The organism is Streptomyces sp. YS-3 (assembly GCF_045257485.1).
Taxonomy (GTDB): Bacteria; Actinomycetota; Actinomycetes; order Streptomycetales; family Streptomycetaceae; genus Streptomyces.
Map to the genome: position 1 here is coordinate 12,402 of NZ_JBJHPC010000014.1, position 22,759 is coordinate 35,160.

23 protein-coding genes and 1 pseudogene are annotated in these 22,759 nt (G+C 67.6%); 12 read left to right on the top strand and 12 right to left on the bottom strand.

Annotated features, from left to right (window positions below):
- Positions 1-68 precede the first annotated feature (68 nt).
- Positions 69-635: a TetR/AcrR family transcriptional regulator gene (locus ACJA3G_RS02735; RefSeq protein WP_406551225.1), complete on the top strand. Its 567-nt coding sequence runs from the start codon at positions 69-71 to the stop codon at positions 633-635.
- A 457-nt stretch (positions 636-1,092) separates the two neighbouring features.
- On the top strand, positions 1,093-2,313 hold the full coding sequence (locus tag ACJA3G_RS02740) for a lipase family protein (RefSeq protein ID WP_406551226.1): 1,221 nt from the start codon (positions 1,093-1,095) through the stop codon (positions 2,311-2,313).
- A gap of 149 nt (positions 2,314-2,462) precedes the next feature.
- On the opposite strand, the gene ACJA3G_RS02745 is transcribed toward ACJA3G_RS02740, so the two are convergent.
- Both ACJA3G_RS02745 and ACJA3G_RS02750 read right to left on the bottom strand, forming a co-directional pair.
- Positions 2,463-2,792, bottom strand: a complete 330-nt coding sequence (locus ACJA3G_RS02745) for a hypothetical protein (protein WP_406551227.1) — start codon at positions 2,790-2,792, stop codon at positions 2,463-2,465.
- Positions 2,793-3,337: 545 nt separating this feature from the next.
- Positions 3,338-3,766, bottom strand: coding sequence for a DUF5959 family protein (locus ACJA3G_RS02750; RefSeq protein WP_406551228.1), 429 nt, complete (start codon positions 3,764-3,766; stop codon positions 3,338-3,340).
- A 182-nt stretch (positions 3,767-3,948) separates the two neighbouring features.
- On the opposite strand from ACJA3G_RS02750, the gene ACJA3G_RS02755 reads away from it, so the two are divergent.
- Together ACJA3G_RS02755 and ACJA3G_RS02760 are read left to right on the top strand one after the other, a co-directional pair.
- Positions 3,949-4,146, top strand: a complete 198-nt coding sequence (locus tag ACJA3G_RS02755; protein WP_406551229.1) for a hypothetical protein — start codon at positions 3,949-3,951, stop codon at positions 4,144-4,146.
- 89 nt (positions 4,147-4,235) lie between these two features.
- The gene (locus ACJA3G_RS02760) at positions 4,236-4,391 is read left to right on the top strand and encodes a hypothetical protein (RefSeq protein WP_406551230.1); all 156 of its coding nucleotides are present in this window, start codon (positions 4,236-4,238) and stop codon (positions 4,389-4,391) included.
- Between the two features lie 447 nt (positions 4,392-4,838).
- On the opposite strand, the gene ACJA3G_RS02765 is transcribed toward ACJA3G_RS02760, so the two are convergent.
- Entirely contained in the window at positions 4,839-6,017 is a 1,179-nt protein-coding gene (locus ACJA3G_RS02765) for an FAD-dependent oxidoreductase (RefSeq protein ID WP_406551231.1), read from the bottom strand.
- A gap of 76 nt (positions 6,018-6,093) precedes the next feature.
- Between ACJA3G_RS02765 and ACJA3G_RS02770 the strand changes: the two genes are divergently transcribed.
- The gene (locus ACJA3G_RS02770; RefSeq protein ID WP_406551232.1) at positions 6,094-6,672 is read left to right on the top strand and encodes a TetR/AcrR family transcriptional regulator; all 579 of its coding nucleotides are present in this window, start codon (positions 6,094-6,096) and stop codon (positions 6,670-6,672) included.
- A gap of 93 nt (positions 6,673-6,765) precedes the next feature.
- Here the strand turns inward: ACJA3G_RS02770 and ACJA3G_RS02775 are convergent, their stop codons facing one another.
- The 6 genes from ACJA3G_RS02775 to ACJA3G_RS02800 form a co-directional block, all read right to left on the bottom strand.
- Entirely contained in the window at positions 6,766-7,095 is a 330-nt protein-coding gene (locus tag ACJA3G_RS02775) for a hypothetical protein (RefSeq protein ID WP_406551233.1), read from the bottom strand.
- Positions 7,096-7,226: 131 nt separating this feature from the next.
- Entirely contained in the window at positions 7,227-7,643 is a 417-nt protein-coding gene (locus tag ACJA3G_RS02780) for a CBS domain-containing protein (protein ID WP_406551234.1), read from the bottom strand.
- A 553-nt stretch (positions 7,644-8,196) separates the two neighbouring features.
- Complete coding sequence (locus tag ACJA3G_RS02785; RefSeq protein ID WP_406551235.1) at positions 8,197-8,808, bottom strand: RICIN domain-containing protein; 612 nt, start codon at positions 8,806-8,808, stop codon at positions 8,197-8,199.
- A gap of 258 nt (positions 8,809-9,066) precedes the next feature.
- A complete protein-coding gene (locus ACJA3G_RS02790) occupies positions 9,067-9,858 on the bottom strand; it encodes an alpha/beta fold hydrolase (protein WP_406551236.1) in 792 nt (263 codons plus the stop codon).
- 137 nt (positions 9,859-9,995) lie between these two features.
- The gene (locus tag ACJA3G_RS02795; protein WP_406551237.1) at positions 9,996-10,832 is read right to left on the bottom strand and encodes an alpha/beta fold hydrolase; all 837 of its coding nucleotides are present in this window, start codon (positions 10,830-10,832) and stop codon (positions 9,996-9,998) included.
- Between the two features lie 53 nt (positions 10,833-10,885).
- The gene (locus ACJA3G_RS02800) at positions 10,886-11,914 is read right to left on the bottom strand and encodes a saccharopine dehydrogenase family protein (protein ID WP_406551238.1); all 1,029 of its coding nucleotides are present in this window, start codon (positions 11,912-11,914) and stop codon (positions 10,886-10,888) included.
- Positions 11,915-12,067: 153 nt separating this feature from the next.
- Here ACJA3G_RS02800 and ACJA3G_RS02805 point away from each other — a divergent pair, with 153 nt between their 5' ends.
- Both ACJA3G_RS02805 and ACJA3G_RS02810 read left to right on the top strand, forming a co-directional pair.
- Positions 12,068-13,039, top strand: a complete 972-nt coding sequence (locus tag ACJA3G_RS02805) for a helix-turn-helix domain-containing protein (protein WP_406551239.1) — start codon at positions 12,068-12,070, stop codon at positions 13,037-13,039.
- 11 nt (positions 13,040-13,050) lie between these two features.
- Positions 13,051-13,316, top strand: a pseudogene (locus tag ACJA3G_RS02810) (oxidoreductase); the annotation flags it as partial.
- Positions 13,317-13,460: 144 nt separating this feature from the next.
- On the opposite strand, the gene ACJA3G_RS02815 reads toward ACJA3G_RS02810, so the two are convergent.
- Positions 13,461-13,748 (bottom strand): hypothetical protein, encoded by a 288-nt coding sequence (locus ACJA3G_RS02815; RefSeq protein WP_406551240.1) that lies wholly within the window; start codon positions 13,746-13,748, stop codon positions 13,461-13,463.
- A gap of 885 nt (positions 13,749-14,633) precedes the next feature.
- Here ACJA3G_RS02815 and ACJA3G_RS02820 point away from each other — a divergent pair.
- Positions 14,634-15,155, top strand: a complete 522-nt coding sequence (locus ACJA3G_RS02820; RefSeq protein WP_406551241.1) for a DUF1990 family protein — start codon at positions 14,634-14,636, stop codon at positions 15,153-15,155.
- A 580-nt stretch (positions 15,156-15,735) separates the two neighbouring features.
- Positions 15,736-16,851, top strand: coding sequence for a protein-L-isoaspartate O-methyltransferase (locus ACJA3G_RS02825; protein ID WP_406551242.1), 1,116 nt, complete (start codon positions 15,736-15,738; stop codon positions 16,849-16,851).
- A 307-nt stretch (positions 16,852-17,158) separates the two neighbouring features.
- Here ACJA3G_RS02825 and ACJA3G_RS02830 read toward each other — a convergent pair whose 3' ends face one another.
- Positions 17,159-17,734 carry a CGNR zinc finger domain-containing protein gene (locus ACJA3G_RS02830; RefSeq protein ID WP_406551243.1) on the bottom strand — a complete coding sequence of 192 codons (576 nt, stop codon included), beginning with the start codon at positions 17,732-17,734 and terminating at the stop codon, positions 17,159-17,161.
- A 219-nt stretch (positions 17,735-17,953) separates the two neighbouring features.
- Here ACJA3G_RS02830 and ACJA3G_RS02835 point away from each other — a divergent pair, with 219 nt between their 5' ends.
- Positions 17,954-18,577 (top strand): LysE family translocator, encoded by a 624-nt coding sequence (locus ACJA3G_RS02835; RefSeq protein WP_406551244.1) that lies wholly within the window; start codon positions 17,954-17,956, stop codon positions 18,575-18,577.
- A 211-nt stretch (positions 18,578-18,788) separates the two neighbouring features.
- Here ACJA3G_RS02835 and ACJA3G_RS02840 read toward each other — a convergent pair whose 3' ends face one another.
- On the bottom strand, positions 18,789-19,670 hold the full coding sequence (locus ACJA3G_RS02840) for a S41 family peptidase (RefSeq protein ID WP_406551245.1): 882 nt from the start codon (positions 19,668-19,670) through the stop codon (positions 18,789-18,791).
- Positions 19,671-21,084: 1,414 nt separating this feature from the next.
- Between ACJA3G_RS02840 and ACJA3G_RS02845 the strand changes: the two genes are divergently transcribed.
- Both ACJA3G_RS02845 and ACJA3G_RS02850 read left to right on the top strand, forming a co-directional pair.
- The gene (locus tag ACJA3G_RS02845; RefSeq protein WP_406551246.1) at positions 21,085-21,771 is read left to right on the top strand and encodes a DUF4232 domain-containing protein; all 687 of its coding nucleotides are present in this window, start codon (positions 21,085-21,087) and stop codon (positions 21,769-21,771) included.
- A 517-nt stretch (positions 21,772-22,288) separates the two neighbouring features.
- On the top strand, positions 22,289-22,759 hold a 471-nt coding region (locus ACJA3G_RS02850; RefSeq protein WP_406551247.1), incomplete at its 3' end, for a glycine-rich protein.

A 22,759-nucleotide genomic window follows, 5' to 3' on the forward strand; every position in this document is an offset into this window, starting at 1 on the left:
ACTGCGTTAGGGGACTGTACGGACGATCGCCTCACAAACGCAAGCGCCGACTGCGTTAAGGTGGGGGCATGAACGAGCGACAGCGGGTCCGGCGGCCCGGCGGGCGTAGCGCCCGCGTCGGTGCGGAGGTGCATCAGGCCGTCACCGACCTGATCAGCGAGCGCGGTTACGGCAACTTCACCGTCGGCGAGGTCGCAGCCCGCGCGGGCGTGGCCGACAGCAGCATCTACCGCCGATGGGGCAGCCTGGAAACCCTGCTCACCGACGTGGCGCTGACCCGCCTCAACGCGCGGTCACCGATGCCCGACACCGGAAGCCTCGCCGGTGACCTGCGCACTTACGCGGCCCAAGTCGCCCGCGAGATCACCGGACCTGACGGCCCGGCGGTGCTGCACCTGGCCGTCGCCCTGTCCAGCTGCGGCCAGCAGGGCCTGCAGGCACGTGACGACCTCCGCGCCGAACGCACCCGGCAACTGCAGTCCATGCTCGACCGCGCCCGCGAACGCGGCGAGCAGGCACCCGACGCGTTCGACGTTCTGGACCACATTCTGGCCCCGATGTATATCCGCGTCCTGTTCGGCGTGGGCCCGCTCACCCCGGACTACATCGACGGGCTGGTCGACCGGTTGCTGTGACTTCAACGCCCTTGGGGCCAACGCTGGAACGCGGCACGAGGGCTCCGTGAGGCGCGAGTGCCGCAGAGCCGGAAACGTTTACCCCGTACGTCTACGACGGCGGCCAGCATCTGCGGCGCCCAATTGCCCAGCCTGCCACTCCCCCGGCCCTGGCGGGGCCCGTACTCTCCGGGCGCCCTGGGCGGGGAGAGGACTGGGCCCGCGGGCCCGAAGGCCAGGCCCATAGCGGAGCGGGCGGCCACCGCCGCGCCGGTCAACGCCAGGCGTGTGTTGATGAATCCCATGGACCCCCCATGGTTGGTGAAAGCGGACGCGAACCGTCCGCTCCCCGTACCGTGCGGCATCCGACCTGCCCCGTAGAGAGGCATCCCCTACGGACCCCGAGGAGGTTTCCCCCCTTGCGGCCCGGGGGTTCACTCCATGTCCCAGCAGAGCGGCCGACGGGCATGATCCACCCATGACTTCACGGCGAACGAAAATCCGGATTCTGGCTGGTGTGGCGGTCCTCGGCAGCGCATCCACCCTGGCGGCTCCGCTCTCGGCGGCAGCCGACTCCCACAGCGAGCGGGCACGAGGTGGGGATGTCGTCTCCGTCGAGCAAACGGCCGACCTCACAGCGCAGGAAGTGGTCACGGAACTCCGGGGAAACCTCGACTCGTCCCAGGTCCGCTACGGCGTGACCGCGTATCGGGTCACCTACCGCACCACAAACAGCGCGGGCGCCCCCACGACCGCGAGCCAGCTCGTCGTCCTGCCCAAGAACGGGACGCGTCACCTGACCACCGTCTCCTGGCTGCACGGCACCACCGTTTACCGCAAGGACGTCGCCTCGCAGGATCCGAAATCGACCGACCGGCTCACCGCCCTGCTGTTCGCCTCGACCGGGCGGGCCGTTTCGGCGCCCGACTACGTGGGCCTCGGAACGGGCGAAGGCTTCCACCCCTACGGCGACCCTCGGGCCACCGTCGCGGCCTCGGTGGACGGCCTGCGCGCGGCCCGGACCTTAGCCCATCGCAACGGCCGCGAGCTGAAGCGAAAGGTGCAGGTCAGCGGGTTCTCGCAGGGCGGCCCCGCGACCATGCTGGTCGGCCGGGCGCTCCAGCAGGAGGGCGCGGACCGCTACTTCCGGCTGGGGGCACTCGCCCCAGTCAGCGGCCCCTACAACCTCTCGGCCTTCGAGGCCGCCGCAGCCGACGACAAGATCGCAAAATCCGGCATCTACCTCGCTTACTTCGTCACCGCCTGGAACAAGATGTACGGCCTCTACACGTCACCCGGCGATGTCTTTCTCGCGCCCTACGCCGACGAGGTGGAGGGTCTCTTCGACGGCTATCACACCACCAAGCAGATCGTCGACACACTCCCGGCGGCCTCCAAGGACCTGTTCACCGAGGACTTCCTGAACAAGATCCGCAAGCCCGACGGTGTACTGAAGGACAAGCTGCGCCCGATGGACAACACGTGTGACTGGCAGCCGAACGTACCGGTGGAGATCTTCCACGGCCGGGGCGACAAGGACGTCGACTTCCGTCACGCGACGTACTGCGCCGACCAGTTGACGAGGAACGGCGCTGCTCCCCGGCTGACCGATGTCGGCGACTACGACCACAACGGATCGCTGCAACAGGCCCTGCCCCGGATCGTCAGGTTCTTCGACGACTCGGCGAAGACCGACTGAAACGCGCCACCGGCAATGACTGGTCGAGCGGAGGGGGCAACCATGTGACCATGACGTGCCAAGGCCTGGTGGTGTACACCGTCTGCGCGCACACGCGCCCTGGCCGTGACGGGCCACCAGACCCCGGCACCCTTCATCAGATCAGGGGGCTAGCCGAACTTGACGAACGTCGGGAACGGGGCAGCGTAGTCGTCCGATTGCCGGGACCCGAGGAATCTGCTGGATGAGGTGCAGCTGCTGTTGGTGTACAGGCGGGCATCGGAGTCGGTGTCGTTGGTCGCCTGGCGGGCGCCGCCCGGGACAGCAAGGCACGGGCCGGTCGGGGTCGAGCCAAGGAACGTCTCGGCTCCTGTGTCGGCACGGGTGTAGAAGAACGTCCCCTCCGCCGCCTGCGCCGGTGTGGCCATACCGGTCACCGCCATCAGCACCGCCGCACCAGTGATCGCGGCGATCCTTGCCGAACGCCTCAGTGCGTACATGGCCCACGCTCCTCTCCTCGATTGGTCCGCCGGCCCACGAAGTCCGCCACCGGCCGCACAAGCGTCCCGCGCTTCCCCGAGCAGGAGAATCCCCCATAGGAGGGGCATAACTCCCAAACAGTCGAACAACCGAACAAGCGAGCAACCGGTGGCAGCCCATCAGGTTCTTCCCGTGCCTCATTTTTACTGATGGCATCGGCCGACAGGGCGCCGCGGAGCGGGTACCGGTCGGGGTAACCCAGACGGCGCAGGCACCGTTGAACCCAGCATGACCCCGACGATGATGAGGCAGGCTCCCTACGTCGGCGCCCGGCGAAGCCGCGCCGAAACGATTCCCCAACCAGCACTGGAGCCGATCTTCACCCAGCTCGCCCGGCAGTGGGCAGCCCACGGCCGTCTCGTCCCCGGACAGGCGGATGAGGAATGGACGGCCCTCACCCGCCACTACCCCTGGCCCAGCCGCTGACCGGGCGACCCGACCCGCCTTCCACGAGGCGTTTCTCACCCGTGGATGCGCTCTCAACCTCCTGGCGGCAGCCTGTCCCCTACTCCGACAGCATCGGAACCCAGTGAGTCATCACCTGGCTCAGGCGTTGCCGGTGGTCAGCGATCCAATCGTCCGGCGGGACGAGCGGCACCCGTACGGTGACCATGGACCCCGACTCATCCTCGACGACCACCTCCGGGCAGCCGCGCTCGCCATCGAGCTGGATGGAAATGGACGGTCCCCTGTCCCACTCCATCCAAGCGGTGTCCTCGCCGGCGTCCAGCCTGTCCAACGAGTCCGCCCAGCTCTCAAGCTTCGAGGCGGAAAGCACCAAGTCGATACGGCCGGACACGAACGGTGTCCTGACCACGATCTCGGCCTCCAGTCCGGCGCTCCATCCGGGATCCCGCCCCAGAACGTTGACGGTGACACTGTTGCCCTCGTCATCAGCGAGGGAGATGAGCTCCCTCGGAGCAATCTCACCCATGACTGCCCCTTCAACCGCGCACACCGAGAGAGTGTCACCCTGTCCGGAGTGCATTCGCCACCCCATTTCGATCGGGGCCCTCAGGAGGCGGTTGTCTCGGCGGGGCGTTTGGTGACGGTCCTTCCGAGCCTGTCAGGGCAGGCGGTGTATCCGCTGGCTGGGTCGGGCGGTTCAATGCGGGAATGAACGATTCTCTGTGGGGTCGGCTCTCGGCCGAGGGGCAGCGGGAGGTAGACCGCCTGATGGCAGCCGGTCGCAACGTGCAGGCCATCATGGCGATGCGCGAGTACGCCGACGGCCCGAAGCCGGAGATCCCTGAGTGCATGGACCTCCTCGACTGGCGTTTCACGATCTTGCGTGAAGCGTCCGACGAGGGGTGAAGCCGACAAGGACAGGAGGGCGGCACGCCGTAGGTCCCTCCTGCGCTCGTACGCATCGGTCAATCCTGGGTGCTTCGTGTCTAACACGCGTGCCAGAGCACACCGTGACGGTGGCGTACCGGAGGGATATCTACATCGTCAAGGTCGTGGCCGGCGTGGTGCAGTCCGCGGATCCGCTGGGCTTCGAGTCGCCCCTGAAGCCGGGCTCGGCGTTCGGCCGTAGCGATCTCGGCGGAGAATGTTGAGTCCTTTCTGCAGGAGAGCGCCATTGGCTGCCAGGAGGTGATCCGACGCAATGATTTCGTCGGAGCGGGGCGACGGCCGTCGCGGGCGGCCTGGGCCAATTCGGCATGTGGGTAACGCAGGTCGTAGAGGAAGAGGGACTCCGACGCGCCGTCTCGGACGCGGAGTCGCCAGGGAGTCGTGCGAACAGTCCTGGACATCGAGAGCCTCCGTATGGCCCTCTGGGGTCTCCAGAGGTACCTACGGCGGGTGCGAAGTGGACAACACGGCTCAGCCCCTCCTCGGTGAAAGATCTACCAGCAGCACAGTAGTCGCGCAGACGAGTACGACCGAGTTTTTTGCTTGCCCCGTCGTCAGGTGACATGGACTGCGGTGCTCAGCTTCGACGTTGAACGGTCGGCAAGCCGTCCACGACAAATTTCACCGATGCCGGCCCGGCCCTCTCAGAGCTATGCGCGGCCAGGTGTTGCCGTCGCGGCCGGAAGGGTGAAGCCGTTGAAGAGGTCGTCCAGGGCACGTTGCGTGGCGCGGGCCGGGGTGGCGCGGATGGCGAGGTCGCGGGCGGCGACCGCGACGGGGTGGGTGAGGGTGGCGATACGGCCGGCGCGGCGGGCGCGGATGCGGATGGCGTCGGTACGCGCGTGGCGGGCTTGGCTGTAGGTGGCCAAGGCGGCCGGTATGTCGTCCCCGTCCAGCAGGTGCGCGAGCACGACGGCGTCCTCGATGGCCTGGCAGCCACCCTGGCCGAGGTTGGGGGTCATAGCGTGGGCGGCGTCGCCGAGCCAGACGAGTCGGCCCTGGTGGTAGCAGGGGAGGGCGACGGCCAGATCGTACAGATCGTGCTGGAGTACGGCCGACGGGACGATCCGCTCCAGCAGCGCCGGGATGGGGGCGTGCCAGGTGCCGAAACGGCGCAGGAGTTCGGCGCGGGGGTCGGCCCGCTTGTACCCCTCGGGTACGACGGCGGTGGCGTAGACGTAGATCCGGCCGTCCGCCAGCGGGACCACACCGAAACGCTCGCCGCGGCCCCAGGTCTCGGCGGCGGCCAGCTCGGGGAGGCCGTCGGCGGGCAGTACGGTGCGCCAGGCGGTCTCCCCGCTGTAGTGCAGGCCGGGGTGGGCGGGGAAGTGCTGGCGGCGGAGGACGCTGTGGATGCCGTCGGCGGCGATCACGACGTCGGCTGTGAGGTCTCCGGCCGGGGTGTGGAGGACGGGGCTGCCGTGGGCGTCGTCGACGGCGGTGACGGGAGTGCCGTAGCGGATCGTGCCTTCTGGGAGCGCGGCGGTCAGACGGGCCGCGAGTGCCGGACGGTAGACGGCGAGCGGGGGCCGGCCGTACCGGACCGCCACCGCGGCGGTATCAGCGCGGTTCAGCCAGTCTCCGCCGGGGCGCCGCAGACCCATTGCGGCCGGAACGGCGTGGCCGGCGACGCTGGTGGCATCGAAGCCGACGGCGTCGAAGGCGCGCAGGGCGTTGGGGGCCAGGATGATGCCGGCACCGGCCGCGGACGGCCCGGGCGCCCGCTCGCACACCGTGACCCGCCAGCCGCGCCGGTGCAGGGCCACCGCCGCCGTCAGCCCGCCTATCCCCGCACCCACCACGACCGCATGACGCAGAGCCCTCACCATGGCGCGCCCTCCTCACCCTCAGATCCTCTACATCCGTAGAGGCAGTGCCATCACTCTACAGCTGTAGAGTGATGGCATGTCCACCCCTGATCGCAGAACCCTGATCGCGGACACCGCGATCGGTCTCGTGGCTGCCGCAGGCCTGCGCGGGCTGACTCACCGGGCAGTCGATGCCGCGGCGCAGCTGCCCACGGGCAGCACCTCGTACTACTTCCGTACGAGGACGGCGCTGATCGGTGCCTGCTACCAACGGCTCGCCGAGTTGGACCTCGGCGACTTCGACGGCGACGACCCGGCACCGCTGCCGGACCGGGATGCGGTGGCGGCAGCGCTCGCCGCGCTGCTGCACCGCTGGCTGACCACGGGGCGTGCCCGGCAGCTGGCTCGCTTCGAGCTGAGCCTGGAGGCGGCCCGTAACCCTGAACTGGAGACTGAGTTCCACCGGGCGGGCCTCGGTGCGCGGGCCCGGGTCGCCGGAATTCTCGACGGGCTGGGGGCGGATCGGCCCGAGGAGTCCGCCGAGCTTCTGGTGGGCTGGACCGACGGCCTCCTCTATGACCGCCTCGCGGGCGCCCTCGCCCGGTCCAGGCCGACCCCGGACTTGGCCGAGCTGACAGCCATCACCCGCCGCATGGTGGATGCGGCTTTGGCGTAGATGGTGTGTTGAGGGGGGGATGGGACATCACGGCCCTACGACGAATCAGACTTCCGCAACCTCGTCCTTCGACGGCGCGAACTCCGTGATCGCCTACGGCAGGGCGGAGAGGTCGCCTCCATCCCGCGTGCCGAGCAGGAGATATTCGTTCCGGCACGACGAGGAGGAGATGTTCGTACTGTTCTGAGCCTGCGGATCCTGCAATCCGCCCTGGTCTACGTACACACCTTCAGGCGCCAGGACATCCTCGGCGAACCCGAGCGGGGTTGCTGACGGAGTCAGCCGCCGTGGGCGCGGCGGTAGCGTCCAGTAGGCGGTCCGGTCTGCGTCGGCGAGGCGGCGGACCGCTTCGCGCAGGGTGACGCCCGAAATGCGGTCGATGCGCGGCAACACGCAAAGCCGTCCGTAGAACTCGCCCCCCACTGGCTGACCAGATCACTCAGTGCATTCGCGGTCCAGGCGTCGAGAAGCTGCGGCTGCGGCCTGCCAAGACCGCGGCGGGCCCCGCGCTGTGGCGGGGCTGTCGCGCGGCAGCCCGGCGCCCGGGCAGGGGGTCAGTCGGTTGAGAGAGCTTCGAGGAGGTCGCCGACCTGCGGGTCCGGCAGGGCGCGGGCGACATCGGCCTGAGCGACCATGCCGACCAGGTCGTGTCCGTCGATGACGGGCAGTCGGCGCACCTTGTGTTCTGCCATGGTGCGCAGGATCTCCGAGGCGTCGTCATCGGCGCCGATGGTCACTGCCTCGCCCTGCGCCAGTTCGCCTGCCTTCGTCTGAGCCGGGTCCTTGCCCGCGCCCAGGACCTTTACCACAATGTCGCGGTCGGTGAGCATGCCCTTGAGCTTGTTGTCGGTCCCGCAGATCGGCAGCGCGCCCACACCCAGTGTGGCCATCTTCTGCGCCGCCAGCAGTACCGTCTCCTCGGCACCGATGCACTCGGTTCCAGCGGTCATGATTTCTCGCGCGGTCGTCACGTGCGGTCTCCAGTCTCCAAAGGCGGGTGGGGGTGAGCCGGCCAGGACTTCGCCGTACCGGGCCGGCCCACTCCTCCTTCGTACGCCTGCCCGAGCAGCACACCAAGAAGCCACGACGTGAACGGCCTCCCTGTCATCCCATTGCCACCCACCTAACGGAACCGCTCTCAACCGCTCCACGCTGGCGGACCGGACCCTGCATGCGCCAGCCACCACGAGGCCGTGAATGGCGCCGCACGAGCAGCTGAATGGCACACGGGCAGCAAGGCCATCCCATTCAGCAGGGTCCTGGTGGCCACTCCGCTCCCCGACAGGCGAACCCGCGGCCTGCGCCGCCCGTGCCGTGCCGTGAGGAGCAGCTGCCCCCTATTTTTCAGCGGTGGCTCTGCGGGGTGCACATGGGCGACATGGTGCGGCGGGCGGTGGCAACGTGAGGGTCGTGTGGGCGAGCCATGACATGGCGAAGCCCCGCGCGGTGGCGGGGCTTTTGTGTCCGGGCGGGGTGTGAGGCGGCGGCTGCCTGCCCGGACATCGCTCAGTATGGAACGCGCGGTCAGTTCTGGCGATACCAGATCTGGTCGGGATTGTTGTTGCAGGGCCACTGAATCATGTACGTACCGCGGCCCCCGCCGTTGAGGGAGCCAAGACACATACCGGAACCCCTGTTCCGAAGGTGGTCCATCAGGTTGCCGCTACTGTCACGGTAGTTGCGGTCGATGTACCAGTGCTGGTCGTCGTTGCCGTTGCAGTCCCACAGGATCGCGCCTGTACCTGCGGACCTGGAGCCGTTCTGAATGCCGAGGCAGCGACCTGAGTCGTTGGTCATGTTGTAGTACGTGCCCGACGAATCGGAGCCGACTCGGGAGAACACCCAGTGCTGATCGGGGTTGTTGTTACAAGCCCAGAGCATCGGACTCCCGCCGTTACCGCTGTATCCCCCATCGACCCCCAGACACCATCCGCTCTGGTTCATGAGCATGTTGTCGACTGCGGAGGCAGTGGGCGAGAGGGTGAACATCATGGTCAACGCAGCGAATAGTGCGCCTGCGGCGACTGAAACGCGCTTGAAGTTCCTCACGGAATGCGAACCTTCCTGATTTTTCCTGTCATCTCTGGTGAGATGAACTTGCAGGCCATAAAGACCGCTGCCTGCGTACAGGGGCATGTGCGTACCACTGGCACCCCGGCAGCGAAACCTAGAAGTGGCTCTTGGTGGGTGAAGCGGGCTCCGTCGCTGGTCGCCGCCCGAACCCTTTGGGCGGCGGGTCAGGTCTACGCGGGGCGGCCGACGAGCGTGGCCACAACGCACGGCAGTCCGCGCCCAGTTGGGGGATGGGCTGGGGTCGTGTGTCGGGCTTATGCCGTCAACGGCGAGTCACCGCGGCATCCCTGTCGGTCCCGGCCCAGCGGTGCTGCGAGTGGTTCAGATACTCGCGAGGAAATCTCGGACCGCGGTGGCGAAGCCCTCCGGGTCGGCCTGCTGGACGAAGTGGTCGGTGTCCAGGGCGCGGTAGATCGTCTCGGGGCGTCTGGAGCACATGGCCTGGGCCTGTTCGGTGGGCAGGACCTGGCTGCGCAGCCCGTGGATCAGGAGCGCCGGGCAGTCGGTGGCGAGCCACTGCTTCCAGTGGTCGCCGTGGACGAGGTTCTCGGAGTCGACGGTGTCCTGCGGGTGGAAGGGCAGTCGCCAGCCGGAGCCGTCGGGCAGTGGGCGCAACAGGGGGCCGAGGACAGTGGCCAGGGGGCCGCAGGAGGCTGCGAGTTCCTCGCGGGTGGCCGCGGTGTAGGGGAAGTTGAGCACGAAGGCGAGGGGGCTGGTGCCGTGGTCGGGGAGGTCGACGGCGGTGTCGACGATGATCAGGGCCTCGACCAGTTCTGGGCGTTCGCTGGCCAGGTGGAACGCGTTGAACGCGCCGAGGGAGTGGCCCAGGAAGACCGCACGACCGATGCCGAGGTGGTCGAGGAGGGTGAGAAGGTCGGCGACGTAGCCGGCGCGGGTGTATTCGGGAGCGCGGTCCGAGTCGCCGTGGCCGCGCTGGTCGGGCGCGATCACCCGCCACTCGGGCCCGAGCGCGGCAGCGAGGGCGGTGAAGGATGCTCCCTCGGAGAGGTGGCCGTGCAGAGCCACCAGAGGGCGGCCGGTTCCGCCGAAGTCGAGGTATGACAGGGTGCGGCCGTCGATCGTGAGGGCGGCACGGGTGGGCTGGACGGTCATGGCGTAAAACTCCGTTGATTCGGGGTGTCTGGGGGGTGCTTCCGTGAACGCCGTCCAGTTGAGTGCCTCGGTGGCTAGCGAGGTGGGGTGGAAGGAAGCTCACGCACTACGCCGGTCGTAGGCTCAGGCGTCAGGCGTCAGGCGCGGGCGGAGGCGAAGGCGCGCAGGTCCTCATTGAGGCGGTCCGCGTGGGTGGCGAACAGCCCGTGACCCGCGTACTCGTATACGTGCAGCTCCGCCCCCGGGATCAGGTCCGCCGCGCGGCGGCCGGTGAGGGCCAGGGGTGCGGAGGCGTCGTCCGATCCATGGATGACGAGGACCGGGCAGTCGATCTTCACCAGCTCCGGGACGAGGTTCAGGGAGGGCAGGATGTCCCCCAGGGCGCCCGCGGCGTGCGCCGTTGCCCCGTGGCAGCGGTCCACCATGTACGCCACATACGCGTCCGACACCTGCGGTCCGGGCAGATGGCGGGCGAAGAACGCGTTGGCGCCGTCCGCGAAAAACTTTGCCCGGTCCTGCCGGAAGGTCTTGTTGAATCCGCGGATCAGCTCCGGGTCCAGTCCCTGTGGGTGGTCCGCGGAGCGGGCCGGGCCCGGGGCGATTCCGCCGATGAGGGCCACGCGCTTCACCCGGTCGATACCGCGCAGGGTCAGATACCGAACCACCTCCACCGTGCCCATCGAATGCGCCGCCAAGGTGACGTCGCGCAGGTCCAGGTGGTCGAGCAACGAACCCAGATCCCGGGCGAGGGTGTCGAGGTCGAAGCCGCCCCAGACGTCCTCGGACCTGCCGTGTCCCCTGCGGTCGAAGCCCACGCAGCGGAACCCTTCGGCCGCCAGCGGCACCATCTGGTACTCCCACATCTCGGTACCGAAGTAGGAGCCGTTGACGAAGACGATGACAGGGCCGTCCGAGGGGCCGTAGTCGACGAAGTGGAGGCGGGCGCGGTCCGTGGCGGACTCGAAGTACGGCATGGCGGGGATTCTTTCAGGAAGTGGCTGTCGCGGGTTGTCCGGTGCGTGAGTCCTCAGGGGTGCAGTTCGAGGGTGATGTGCGGGGAGAGTGCGCGCAGGAAGTCGGGGGCGTCGAAGATGTGGCCTGCGGATGCGACGCCGACCGCGTGGGTGCGGCCGTCGAGGACGCGGTCGAGGGCTTCCACGACCAGGGGTGCGGTGACGGCGTAGATGTCCTGTCCGTGTGCGACGGCGCGGCGTTGGGTGTCGCCCGAGCGTATGACGGCGTCGATGAGGAACGTCTGGTCGGACCGGCCGCTCTCGTCGGCCGCGGCCGGCGCGGGTGTGTCGGGTGAGACGACGTCGCGGGCTGCCTGGGCCGTCATGTACGTGGTCACGTCCGGGATGGACAGGTGGCTGGGGATGGTCACCACATCGGCCATGGTGAACTCCCCGATCACCGGCTGTGATCCCATCGGCTCGGGGAAGGACCACTGCAGGGCGGGCGGGGCGTCGGTGCGCTGCTCCCACTGCCCGCCGGTGTAGCGGAGGCGGTAGTCGCCGCGCCGTTCCCGTGAGACCGCGCCGGACAGGCGGGTGCCGGCGGTGGGGTGCCAGTGGCTCAGTGCGTAGGCGACGTGCGCGGAGTCGGCCTGGGTCCAGTCGCCCATCGCCGCGGTGGCCAGCAGGTCGCCCAGACCGCCGAAGAAGGCCATCGCCGGGACGATGAGCGCTCCCGCCTGGCGAGCCCGGTCGGCGAAGTGGGCGAAGGTGTCGAGGTTGGCCTCGATCTCGGCCGCGACATCCAGATACGCGATCCCGGCCCGCAGGGCGGCCTCGATGACGGGCCCCGTCGTGGACGCGAACGGCCCGGCACAGTTGATCACGGCAGCCGTACCGGCCAGGGCCCGGTCGAGTGAGGCCGCGTCACCGGCGGACGCCACCCGCGCCTCCAGGCCCCCCTCGTGCGCCACTGCCTTCAGCTTGTCGCCGTCACGGCCGCTCAGCACAGGAACGTACCCGCGCTTGAGGAGCTCCGCCACGACGAACCGTCCGGTGTGCCCGTACGCACCGAAAACCGCCACCCGCTGGCCCGTACCCATGAGTTGCCCCCTGCATCCAATTGATCCGCAGCTACTCCGCAGCTACTCCGCGGCTGCTCCGCGTCGCTTCGCTGTGATCCGTTATGGACATCCTGCCGAGAAACGAGACCCCCCACGAGCGTCTGGAACGACACGCGTCATACACTTTCGGACATGCCTACCGTCGCACTGGCCGTCACCGACGGCATGCTGCATTTCGAACTGTCCATGGCGATCGAGGTGTTCGGCTCGGACCTGACCCACATCGTGGACCCCTGGTACGACTTCTCCCTCTGTGGACCGGGCGCCGTGCGAGTCGACCGCTTCCGCCTGGAAATGGACCACGGACTCGACTACCTTCCGCACGCGGACACCGTGATCGTTCCCGGCTGGGCCGACACGGATGTTGACCCGCCCGTGGAACTCCTCGACGCCGTGCGCGCGGCCCACTCGGCGGGCGCACGCGTGGTCTCCCTGTGCACAGGGGCATTCGTCCTGGCCGCCGCCGGCCTCCTGAACGGCAAACGCGCCACCACGCACTGGGGACACACCGCCGAACTCTCCCGCCGCCATCCCGACGTCACCGTGGACCCGGACGTCCTGTACGTCGACAACGGCGACGTGCTCACCTCCGCAGGCAAGGCCGCCGCCATGGACCTGTGCCTGCACCTCGTCCGCCTCGACCACGGCTCGGCGAACGCCAACAAGATCGCCCGTCGGCTGGTCGTTCCGCCACACCGCGACGGCGGACAGGCGCAGTTCATCTCCACCCCGGTCCCCGAGCCGGGCAACCACCCCCTCGCCGAGCTCTTCCCCTGGGTCCTCAAACGCTTGGGCGAGCCGCTTACCGTGGAAGACCTGGCCCGACAGGCACGGATGAGCTCGCGCCACCTGAGCCGTCACTTCAAATCACTCACCGGCACCACACCGCTGCAGTGGCTGCACACCCAACGTATCCGCCATGCCCAGGAACTCCTGGAGACCACCGACGACACCATCGACACCATCGCGACCACCACCGGCATGGGGACCTCCACCACCCTGCGCCGACACTTCCACCGAACCGTCGGCGTCCCCCCGGACACCTACCGCCGGACCTTCCGCTCCCACACCCATGCCGGGCCCGAACGCGACAGCAACAGGTGATACCACCCGCCTTCGAGCGCGTCCCAGCAACGCCGCAGGTTGCCTACGCCCAGTCGAGGACGGCGGGCTCTCCGTTGGCCGTCGAGACAGGTCGCCTCTGGCATCCGACGGCATCTCCGCCAACGCGCTAAACCCCGGCAGTGTCGCGACGGGACTGCAGCGGAACTCCACAACGCAACAGAAGAAGTCGCTCGACGCGGCCGAAGCCGCCGGAGTCTTCACGTACAAAACAGTCGAGCGGGGCACTGCCACCAGCATCGTCGCAACCATTGGCCCCAGAGTTTCGGCAGGTGCGATCCGCGCGGAAATCCCCTGCATCAGCAGTCAGTTGCACTTGCGTCCACGCAAGAAACCCAACCGCTCCAGGCCCCGCAGCGAGGGCACGGTCCAGAACTGCCACGGTCTGCCCGCAGGGTCGAGCTCAGCCGAGACCACGATGCGCAGCCCACAACGTTCCGGCACGGCCGGCTGCGGCGGTGACCAGAGCCGCCAGTTCTGGTTTGTCGGGGACGGGAAACGATACGTATGCGCCCCGACCACCGCCGACTGGCCGGCCATAGGCCTTTACGGCGAGGTGCCCGTCCGGGAGAAGTCTGATGTTGAGTGTGGTGAGTTGGAACGCTTCACCACGTCGAGTGTCTGTCCATCGGAGCGCCTGCGGGATCGTGACGTTGATCGCCAGAGCACTCACTTCCAGGTCGCTGCTCATGGATGGATGATCCCACGGGAGCCCCGCGCAGGCGGCGGGCGATGCAGGCGCTTGGCCGCGCTTCGATTCGCGCGCTGAAGCGCGTTGGAGAGTGTCGTGATTGCGGGGCGGGATGGCGAGGTTGTGCATGTGCGCGAAGGCTAGGTATGGCGTGGTGGAAGCCGTTGCCGAGGGGGGTGCTGATGCTCCCGGAGCACGTGAATAGCGCCCGTAGGCATCGACTGACAAGGCCCGGTAGGCGGCGGCCAGGAAGTGCTCCGTGGGCTTCGCAGTCGCCACGCTGGCCGAGTTCAACGCAATGATCGAACGCTGGGAGGAGGCGGACACCGCCCGGCGGATCGGGTCCCGTCGCCGCACCAACGGCAAAACAGCCAACTCAACCGCGGCCCTCACGCGACTCAGTCGCCCCTGCTTCGGTGGTGCCCGGTGGATGGTCGGAGCAGGGCGTTCGGCGAAGAGGACCGTAGCTCCGGCTGTCCGTGAGGCGGCCCGCAACCGCGCCTGCTCCGACAGCCTTGCAGTTCCGGGACACAAGTACGCGCCCGACCGGGCTGCGCTACCGCAGTTGCACCGCGCCCTGGCGTCTCGACCGCCACAGCGGATCCTGCGCCCGGACGAGGAGCGTCGCAGCGTCGCTACATGAAGCTGGACACGGTGTCGTGCGATCGCCGGTGGCGTCCCACCACGGGACGTGATCAAGGAACTCGCTGGTGATCCCTACCAAGTCGCCGTCCGGCTGTAGCTGGCTCCGGATGAGGCGGGGGTACGTCGGCAGGGGCTGCCGACGTGCAGATTTAGTCTGCACGGCAGACTTCCGCTATGACCCGTCACTCCTTTCGAGTTCCCCTGAGGCGTGCTGCCCGAGCTGACGGCGGCAGGTCCCCGATGAACGGATTCACCTACCCTGAGGTTGGTGCGACAGCGGGGGACGGCCCGCTACCTGCCGGATACCGACACCTTCGGTATCGCACCCGCCTCGGCTCTGGCCGACAGGTGTTCACCGCGGCGGGAGAAGGCGTCCTGACCTGGCGGATGCACCGGGCCGTCGGGGTGGACGTAACGGTGACCTCAGATCGGGCGGCGCCAGGAATTGCGGTGCGGGTGCTGCTGGGCAGAGGCAAGCTCGGACTTGCCGCCCCGTGCGAGGTGGTGTGGGCGACCGAAGAGCCGTCACTGGTCGGGTTTGCGTACGGTACTTTGCCTGGTCACCCTGAGTGTGGCGAAGAGGCGTTCCTGGTGGAACTGGACCAGAACGGGCAGGTCTGGTTTACCGTCACCGCCTTCAGCCGCCCAGCTCGCTGGTACACCCATGCCGTGTTCCCCCTGGTCCCGGTGTTCCAAAACCTCTACGTCCGCCGCTGCGGCCGAGTATTGGGAAGGCTGGCTACGCGCAGCGGCACGGGTTGACCAAATCGTCTTCGAGTACCGGGCGATGATCAATCTCCTCGGCGGGATCACCGTTCATCGTGGACCGGTCACACTGCTTGTGGTAACCGGCCGATCCAGCAAAATGCCCTCCTCGGTGCGGATGGCGATCCGGGCGCGTTCGCAGGCGCGCGGCTTGACCGTGTGGTTCGGATGGCTGGCGTTGACGAGGGTGAACCGCCGCAGCGAGACCCGGGCCGAAATGCGCCTCGATCGGGCTGGTCCACGAAGCGACGCTCGGGGCGGAAGCACAGCTCTACTTGTTGCGCCGTGCCTATTAGTGGATCACCCGCGGCAACGGTCGCACCATGTCAGGGGCCGCACCGCCCTGCCGCGCCAGGGGAGGGCGGGCTTGTCGGTTCCGGCCATCCTCCGGCATTCACGCGGTGGGGCTCCCCTGGCACGCCATGCTGGGAATCTGCCCGGCTGGACGAAGGAGACCCGATGGGTGATCACCGCAAGCCTGATCCGGATCTGGGCAAGGGGGAACCGCCGCCGGGCAATGGCGACGGGCAGGTACCGCCGCCCCCTCCTCCCTCCGGGACACGCAGGAAGTAGCACCGTGGTCGATGAGGAACGGCGCGCTCTCCTGATGGCTGCCGCAATGGACAAGCGGGGCGCGTGGCCTGCCGACTCTCCGTGGGTACGCGAGGCGTTCGCAGCTCGCCCACGGCACGAGTTCGCGCCGGACCGGCTGTGGCACTGGGACGGATACGCCTATGTCCCCGTGGACCGCAAGAGTGATCCGCAGCGGTGGACCGCCGAGGTCTACGCAGGCCTGGATGCCCCGGCCATCACCCAGGTCACCGACGGCGTTCCCAGTTCCAGCCTGTCCTGCCCGGCCATCATCGCGGACATGCTCGATTCGCTCATGCTGGAGCCCGGCCATCGGGTCCTTGAGCTCGGCACCGGTCAGGGTCTCAATGCCGCATTGCTGGACTGGCGGACTGGGCCCGGTCTGGTGACGAGCGTCGAGGTGGACCCTGACCTTGCGGTCGCCGCGCAGGACCGGCTGAAGGCCGCGAGCGCGCAAGTAGCGGTACAGCTCGGCGACGGTGCGGCGGGCTGGCCCGACGGCGCACCGTATGACCGCGTGGTGTCCACCTATGCGGTCGAGTCCGTGCCTTGGGTGTGGATCACGCAGACCCGGCCGGGGGGACGGATCGTCACGCCCTGGGGACGTCTGGGGCATGTCGCACTGACCGTCGCCGAAGATGGCGAGTCGGCAACCGGGTGGATGCAAGGGCTGGCCGCGTTCATGCCCAGCCGCACTGCCTCTCCTGCCCGGCGCGGTTGGCGGCAGGTCCGCGGTGACGGACCCCCCGACCACCAGAGCGCCCTCGGTTTCACTCCCGGACGACTCACCGACGCGAACGTGCTGTTCGCCTTGCGTGTCCGTCTTCCTGACGTGGAGGTATTCACCCGGACCGGCTACGACCACACTGTCACGGGATTCCTCCACGACGGACACTCCTCCTGGGCCACCGTCAACCAGAGCCAAGACGGCGTGGCCCATGCCCAGCAGGGAGGACCGCGCCGATTGGCCGACGAAGCGATGCGCGCGCTCGACCACTGGGCACAGCATGGCGAACCCTCGGTATACGACTTCGGCATGACCGTGCTTCCCGACTGCCAGTACATCTGGTGCGGGTCCCCCGACTCCGGTCCCTACTGTTGAGCTGGTCGACGGTCGGCTGAGGCCACAACTCGGCGGGTATTTCAGGCAGGGATTCCGGTGGCGGCCTCGAGTTGATCCTTCACATCCAGTCGGCCGCTCCCAAGCATCGCTGAGGGACAGTACCTGGTACCGCCGGATCAGCTCCAGACCGGGTTCCCGAAGAGTTGCGCCGCTTCGTGGACGAGCCGGCCTTCACGGACGAGGCGGAACCCCCGTCGTTCGATCTCTACGCGGTACGGCACGTCCACGACCTGCTGCCACTCACCCGCGACATCACTGAGCGTCTGACTCTGAACGCGTGGAACGGTCAATCGGCAAGGCTTGAGACATTGCGCTTGTTGGCAAGGAAGCGTGCCTTCTTCTCGCGATTTCCACACGTATTCATGTCGCACCATTTCCGTGTGCCGCCTCGGCTGGTGTCCAAGAAGGCGGCTCGACATGTGGGCGATGCACACAAGGAGATCTTACCCTCTCGCTCTCCCGCAAGGAGGCTGATCGCATCGCCGGCGATCACACTGAGTGCATCTTCTACAGCAGCAGAGCTCAGCCGCCATTTCCGCTCACCCTCGGGCGTCAAGATCACCGAGGCCAGACCCTGAGTGCTGCAGTCATTGATGACTTGGACAGCTGAAGAAGGAAGCGGGTCCTGGTTCGCAACGGCGGTAGCAGCTGCATGGATTGATTCCCTCAGCTCTCGAGCCCGGGCGAGCTGGGGCTGGGTGCACGAGTCGACCGCGAGTCCATGGACTGCCAACCAGTCCGCGAACCGGGAGGGCACAGGAATCCGCTCCACGGCTTCACCGTAACGCTCTGACAGGGTTCCCGTGAAGCTGGTCGCCAGCAGTTTACCCAGGCGAAACTCAGGGAAATAGACCGTAGCCACGGAACCACCTTAGCCGGTTGCCACCCGGAGCGCAAACATGTTAGAACCGTCCTAGGTGGTTCTGCGCCGACTCGGGAGCCTCCCGTCTCCCGGGTCCCCCAGGTCCTCTCAGGTCACAACAAGCGTCGACCACCGACCGGGACGGCTCGGCACGGATCGATCACTGCCGATACCGAAGAGCTCCTGGCACACCACCCCCACAGCCGGAGGTAGTTGACGATGGTGGATTTAGCAGTACTGCCGAGCTACGTAGCAGTGATCATGCTCTTTCTCGCTCCACCCGGGCCCGATATGGCCTACATGCTCGCAGTGGGACTTGAAGGTGGCCGCCTGTCCGCACTGAGGGCCATCCTCGGCATAGGGACGGGTATGGGCGTTTATGCCATCGCCGTCGTTGCCGGGATGGGGGAGATCGCCCGATCACACCCTTCGGTGCTTGATTCGGTGAGAATACTCGGCGCAGCTTATCTGCTTTGGTTGGCGTACGTGACAATGCGAAGTGCGCGTCGCGCGATCAACGGATACGAGGATCTCGCAACAGGGAGGTGGTATCTGCGCGGAGTCCTGGTCAGCCTGACGAATCCGAAAATAATTCTCTTTTACCTCGCGGTGCTACCACAGTTCATCGGGAGTGCAGAAAATCCCGAATTGCAGATGACCATCCTCGGTGCCATCAATATCCTGATGGAGGTAGTTCTTTACGGTTGCATTGGAGTTTTGGCAGGCTTTTTCCAAGCACGACTCATCGGCTCCACAAAAGCGACGGCTGTGCTGAATTACGCCGCGTGCGCCGTCTATCTTGTGCTGGCGACGGCAATAACCGGCGAAATCCTCCTGGCATAAGTCGGTGTTCAACACGGTCGGTTCGAGTAACCGCTTGGAGCAAGCAGAGGGCGGATGCCAGTCCGGGAAAGGTCAGGTAGTCGCCCGGGTTCCGGCCCTAACCGTGGTGCACGACCCCAGATAGCGAAGGAAACCGTCCCCTGTTGACGGCTGACCGCCCCGGAACAGCCAGCACTCAGCCACGAATTTGCATGGCGCCCCGCACAGAGGTTCACCGTCGTCGGCAGGCGGCTTGCTTGTTCAGCCAGTCCTGGGCTGCGTCCAGGACGGCATCCTGGTGGCGGGCCACCGGCCGGGGGTCCTTGATGACTTCCTCGTCCGGTCCAATCGCCTCCTCGTAGGTGCGGCCCGTGCGGTCCGCGTTCTTGACTTCGGTGACGTGAAGCATGGCCCCGTCGGACAGGCGGTGCGCGTCGTTGCCCGTGGGGACACCACGGGTCTGTTCCCCGAAGAACCGAGTGTCCGGACGTCCCCGGAAAGCCACGACGACGGCCTCCCCCGCACTGGCTGTCTGCCGACCAGTCAGCACAGCGACCGGCGGCCTGGGACGGCCCAGGGGCCGGCTGGCACCCCCGGCCTTCGGTTTGCCGTCCAGGTACGGGGCACCGTTCTTGATCGACCACACCAATTTCTTGCCGTCCGCATCGACGAACATACCCACCGTCCCGTCGCCCAGAATCGGCCCGACCACGGCGAGCACTGGCCACATGCCGCCACCGCTCTCCGGCCTCAGGTCCACCACCCAGCCGCAGGCTCCCGCCCGATCCGCCTTCGTCACAGCGTCCCGGCCCTGTCGTACGTATGCGTCGTACGTCTTCTGGGAACCGTTCACCCGAGGCAAGGAGAGGTACCCCACGCCGTTCGTCAGGGACCGTCCTTCCAGACCGCCGAACGAGGAAGTCGACGGCTCCATGCCTTCCTTGGCCTGACCCGGATCCCAGAAGATGCTGTGCCGGTCGCCCAGAGCCCTCAATGCCGACACGATCGCCCCGTAGGTGTCTGCAGGCTTCTGCGCCCCGCGAGCCTGCGAGAACGCCCTGCTTCGAAGGTTGTCCCAGTCGATCCGGTGACGGAGCAAAGAGTGCTCTTCCATGATGCTCAGCGCCTTCGACAAGTACGTCCGCGGCGCGGGCGCCATGTCGTCGGGAGCCGAGTCCGGCGCACCTGTCGTGCATCCCGTCGCTGCGACGACAACTCCGGCAAGTACAGCGCACGCTGGCAAGCGCAGTGAACCTCCCCGACCCATCCGTCTCCAGGCTCTCGTCACAGAACGCAACCCTAACGTTAACGATCAACGCTGACGAGCTCACGGATAGGGAACATGCACTCAGCTTGTTCTTGAGCCGCACTTACGAAGGGTCGAGGCACCCCTTGGTACCTGGATAGGTGTTAACGGCGGTCCATCATATGGAGTTTGCCGTTGTGGGACGCGAGGGCCGTTTTCGCCTTCCATTGCGCCGACGGAGCCGGAGAATACGCTCTGCCAGGATGGCCATTGCGCCTTTGACCACCGGCCGCTCCAACTGCCCAGTACCGACCAGTCCCCCTCGTCGTAGCGGGACGAGGAGAGCATGGGCTCGCCGCTGCCGGTGCGGTGGACGACTACCAAGCCGATCGCCCACTTCGGGGACATTCGGGCCGTCGATCGTCAGGCCCGGGGCGCGTTCGGTGCGCACGTCGGGCACTTGGGTGACCGCGCCCCACGGTCCGCTGCCCGAGTAGCCGGACATGTACACGGCTCCGTCAAGCCCAATATGCGCCATGTACAGCTTGTCCTTGAACACGGCCAGGGCCGGGGCGTGGTCGCTGGCTAGTAGACGATCTGCGCGGGTGGGGACCAGGTGCCGTTGTCCAGCACGCCCACATGACGGCGCGGTCGCCGGGGCGGATGTGCGCAGCGTAGAGCTTGCCGGCGTAGGAGGCGAGTGCCGGGGGTGAGGCGCTGGTTCGGTCCAGAGCGACGGGTGCGCTCGATGCGGTGGCGTTGCCGGAGCCGGAGAGGGTGACGTACTCCAGGGCACGGGGAAGGGAAGACCGGCCGCTCGCCGCTGTGGCGGATGCGCAGGGAGTGGTGGCCTTCGCCGTTGCATTCCCAGGTGTCGCGGCCACGGTTGTACAGCTGAGAGCTGCTCTGGTCGGTCTCCCAGTGGCGACGTGGAGGCACCCTTCTACCTCCGCGTCCGCGACAGCCCCGACGGATGCGACCACGACCGGCAGTTCGCCACACTGCACAAGGTCGGGGCACCAGAAGACCGCGGGCCCGCGCCCCTCACCGGCAACGTTCCACGACCACGACCGGCACCAGGCGCACGAAGCAGGGGCTGAACTCGACATAGAGACACGCCTGTTGTGTGATCTCGGGCTCCGGCCCGCGCCTGCCTCACGGCCACGACGACGAAGGCCCCTGCCTGTGACAGAACGAAGACATCGCAGCAGACCGCCTGTGACTCGGTGCGCGATACAAATACTTCAGACCACATGCACCACGCCACTTCTGGGGGAACACCATGAAGTACACCCGCAGCACCGCTCTCGCTGCCGTCGGCGTTGCCGCCGCGCTGTCGCTCACCGCCTGTGGCAGCGACGATTCCGCAAAGGAATCCTCCTCCAAGGGCCCCTCCTCCGCGTCCTCTTCGTCCTCGAACGCCGGCTCCAAGGCGGACAGCGGCTCAGGGTCCGACGGCTCGCAGGCGGGCAACGCGAACACGGGCTCGGGCGGGAACAACGGCGCAGAGGCAGCCACAAACGGTGCGTCGAAGAACGGCGGCAAGGCGAAGGCCGACGGCAAGGCCACGTTCTGCAAGACGGCGGACCTGGCCATCAGCGCCAAGAACGCCGCGCCGGACAACGTCTCGGGCAGGATCGACATCACCATGGTCAACCGGGGGTCGACCACCTGCTCGGCCACCGGCTTCGCCGGCGTCGACATCAAGGATGCCGACCACACGTCGAGCCCCATCGAGCGCGGCCACGCCCAGCCGCGAATCACCGTCCTCAAGCCCGGCGACGCCGCTGTCTTCAACCTTGCCTACGACATCAACACCACAGGCAAGAGCCTCGCGTCGCCGACCAACATCCTGGTGACGCCCCCCAATGAGACCCACACCATAACCCTGAAGTGGCCTGCTGGAGCGGGAAAGATCAAGGGCGCTTACACCGACGTGCAGGTCTACCCGACCCACACGACCAAGTAGGGGCGGTGAGGCGGTGACCCGAGGTACGGACGGTGACCGCATCGGCCGGAACGGAGATGTGACGGCCGGTGGACCGGACCGGGGCCGGGGCCGAAGCGTGGGCCGGGACCGGGGCGTGGGCCAGGACCGGGGCGTGGGCCGGTCCGCCGTGACTGTGGCCTGTTGACTCCTTTCCGCGCGAGTTCCGGGCGGGCATGCTCGTTGATCTGTGAACGGTACGCAGCGGACTCACCTCAGGATCTCTGCGTGGGGCGTGACCAGGAGGCCACGCGTGGAGCACTGGTGAGGACGGAACACCGGACCGGCGTCCGTTCATGCTTGGGGCAGGAGCGGGCGGTGGGCCATGGCGGCCTGTCGCGTCCAGTCGACCCGTGGGGGGCCGCCGGGGCAGAGCCGCAGCCCTCATGAAAGGGAGACAATCCCCGTGTCACTCAGGTCACTCAAGTCACGAAGATCACCCAGAACTCATCGCGCGCACGAGAGCAGATCGTCCACAACACAACTGCGCCGGGGCGGTGTGACCAGACGGCTGACCACCCTGGTTCTGCCCGGCACGATGGCGCTCGCGCTCGCCGGCGCCGGGCTGGTCGCACTCGCGCCACCGGCACTGGCCGCGACGACGGTCACCTTCGCCTACACCGGCGACGCTCAGCCCTTCATCGTGCCCGCCGGGGTGTACTCGATCAGTGTGGACGCCTTCGGTGCCCAGGGCCAGGACGGGCCCGCGGGCGGCAGCGCGGGCGGACTGGGCGGGGAGGCCCAGAGCCAGCTGTCGGTCACCCCGGGGCAGATGCTCCAGATCAACGTCGGCGGCTCGGGCGGCTACGGCGGCTCGGGCGCCGCAGGTAAGGGCACCGATCCGGACACCGACGGCGGCGCCGGAGGAGGCGCCTCAGATGTACGCCAGGGCGGCAACGGCCTGAGCGAGCGGCTGCTGGTGGCCGGTGGCGGCGGAGGCGGCGGTAACTGGATGGGCACCGCCGTCAGC

Excerpts from the sequence above, each read along its gene's own strand:
- ACJA3G_RS02755 (WP_406551229.1), top strand. The coding sequence starts at position 3,949 with ATGAACGATTCTCTGTGGGGTCGGCTCTCGGCCGAGGGGCAGCGGGAG.
- ACJA3G_RS02820 (WP_406551241.1), top strand. The coding sequence starts at position 14,634 with ATGAACGGATTCACCTACCCTGAGGTTGGTGCGACAGCGGGGGACGGC.
- ACJA3G_RS02815 (WP_406551240.1), bottom strand. The coding sequence starts at position 13,748 with ATGAGCAGCGACCTGGAAGTGAGTGCTCTGGCGATCAACGTCACGATC.
- ACJA3G_RS02805 (WP_406551239.1), top strand. The coding sequence starts at position 12,068 with ATGCCTACCGTCGCACTGGCCGTCACCGACGGCATGCTGCATTTCGAA.
- ACJA3G_RS02735 (WP_406551225.1), top strand. The coding sequence starts at position 69 with ATGAACGAGCGACAGCGGGTCCGGCGGCCCGGCGGGCGTAGCGCCCGC.
- ACJA3G_RS02845 (WP_406551246.1), top strand. The coding sequence starts at position 21,085 with ATGAAGTACACCCGCAGCACCGCTCTCGCTGCCGTCGGCGTTGCCGCC.
- ACJA3G_RS02840 (WP_406551245.1), bottom strand. The coding sequence starts at position 19,670 with ATGGAAGAGCACTCTTTGCTCCGTCACCGGATCGACTGGGACAACCTT.
- ACJA3G_RS02785 (WP_406551235.1), bottom strand. The coding sequence starts at position 8,808 with ATGCCCCTGTACGCAGGCAGCGGTCTTTATGGCCTGCAAGTTCATCTC.
- ACJA3G_RS02750 (WP_406551228.1), bottom strand. The coding sequence starts at position 3,766 with ATGGGTGAGATTGCTCCGAGGGAGCTCATCTCCCTCGCTGATGACGAG.
- ACJA3G_RS02770 (WP_406551232.1), top strand. The coding sequence starts at position 6,094 with ATGTCCACCCCTGATCGCAGAACCCTGATCGCGGACACCGCGATCGGT.
- ACJA3G_RS02765 (WP_406551231.1), bottom strand. The coding sequence starts at position 6,017 with ATGGTGAGGGCTCTGCGTCATGCGGTCGTGGTGGGTGCGGGGATAGGC.
- ACJA3G_RS02745 (WP_406551227.1), bottom strand. The coding sequence starts at position 2,792 with ATGTACGCACTGAGGCGTTCGGCAAGGATCGCCGCGATCACTGGTGCG.
- ACJA3G_RS02835 (WP_406551244.1), top strand. The coding sequence starts at position 17,954 with ATGGTGGATTTAGCAGTACTGCCGAGCTACGTAGCAGTGATCATGCTC.
- ACJA3G_RS02740 (WP_406551226.1), top strand. The coding sequence starts at position 1,093 with ATGACTTCACGGCGAACGAAAATCCGGATTCTGGCTGGTGTGGCGGTC.
- ACJA3G_RS02790 (WP_406551236.1), bottom strand. The coding sequence starts at position 9,858 with ATGACCGTCCAGCCCACCCGTGCCGCCCTCACGATCGACGGCCGCACC.
- ACJA3G_RS02795 (WP_406551237.1), bottom strand. The coding sequence starts at position 10,832 with ATGCCGTACTTCGAGTCCGCCACGGACCGCGCCCGCCTCCACTTCGTC.
- ACJA3G_RS02800 (WP_406551238.1), bottom strand. The coding sequence starts at position 11,914 with ATGGGTACGGGCCAGCGGGTGGCGGTTTTCGGTGCGTACGGGCACACC.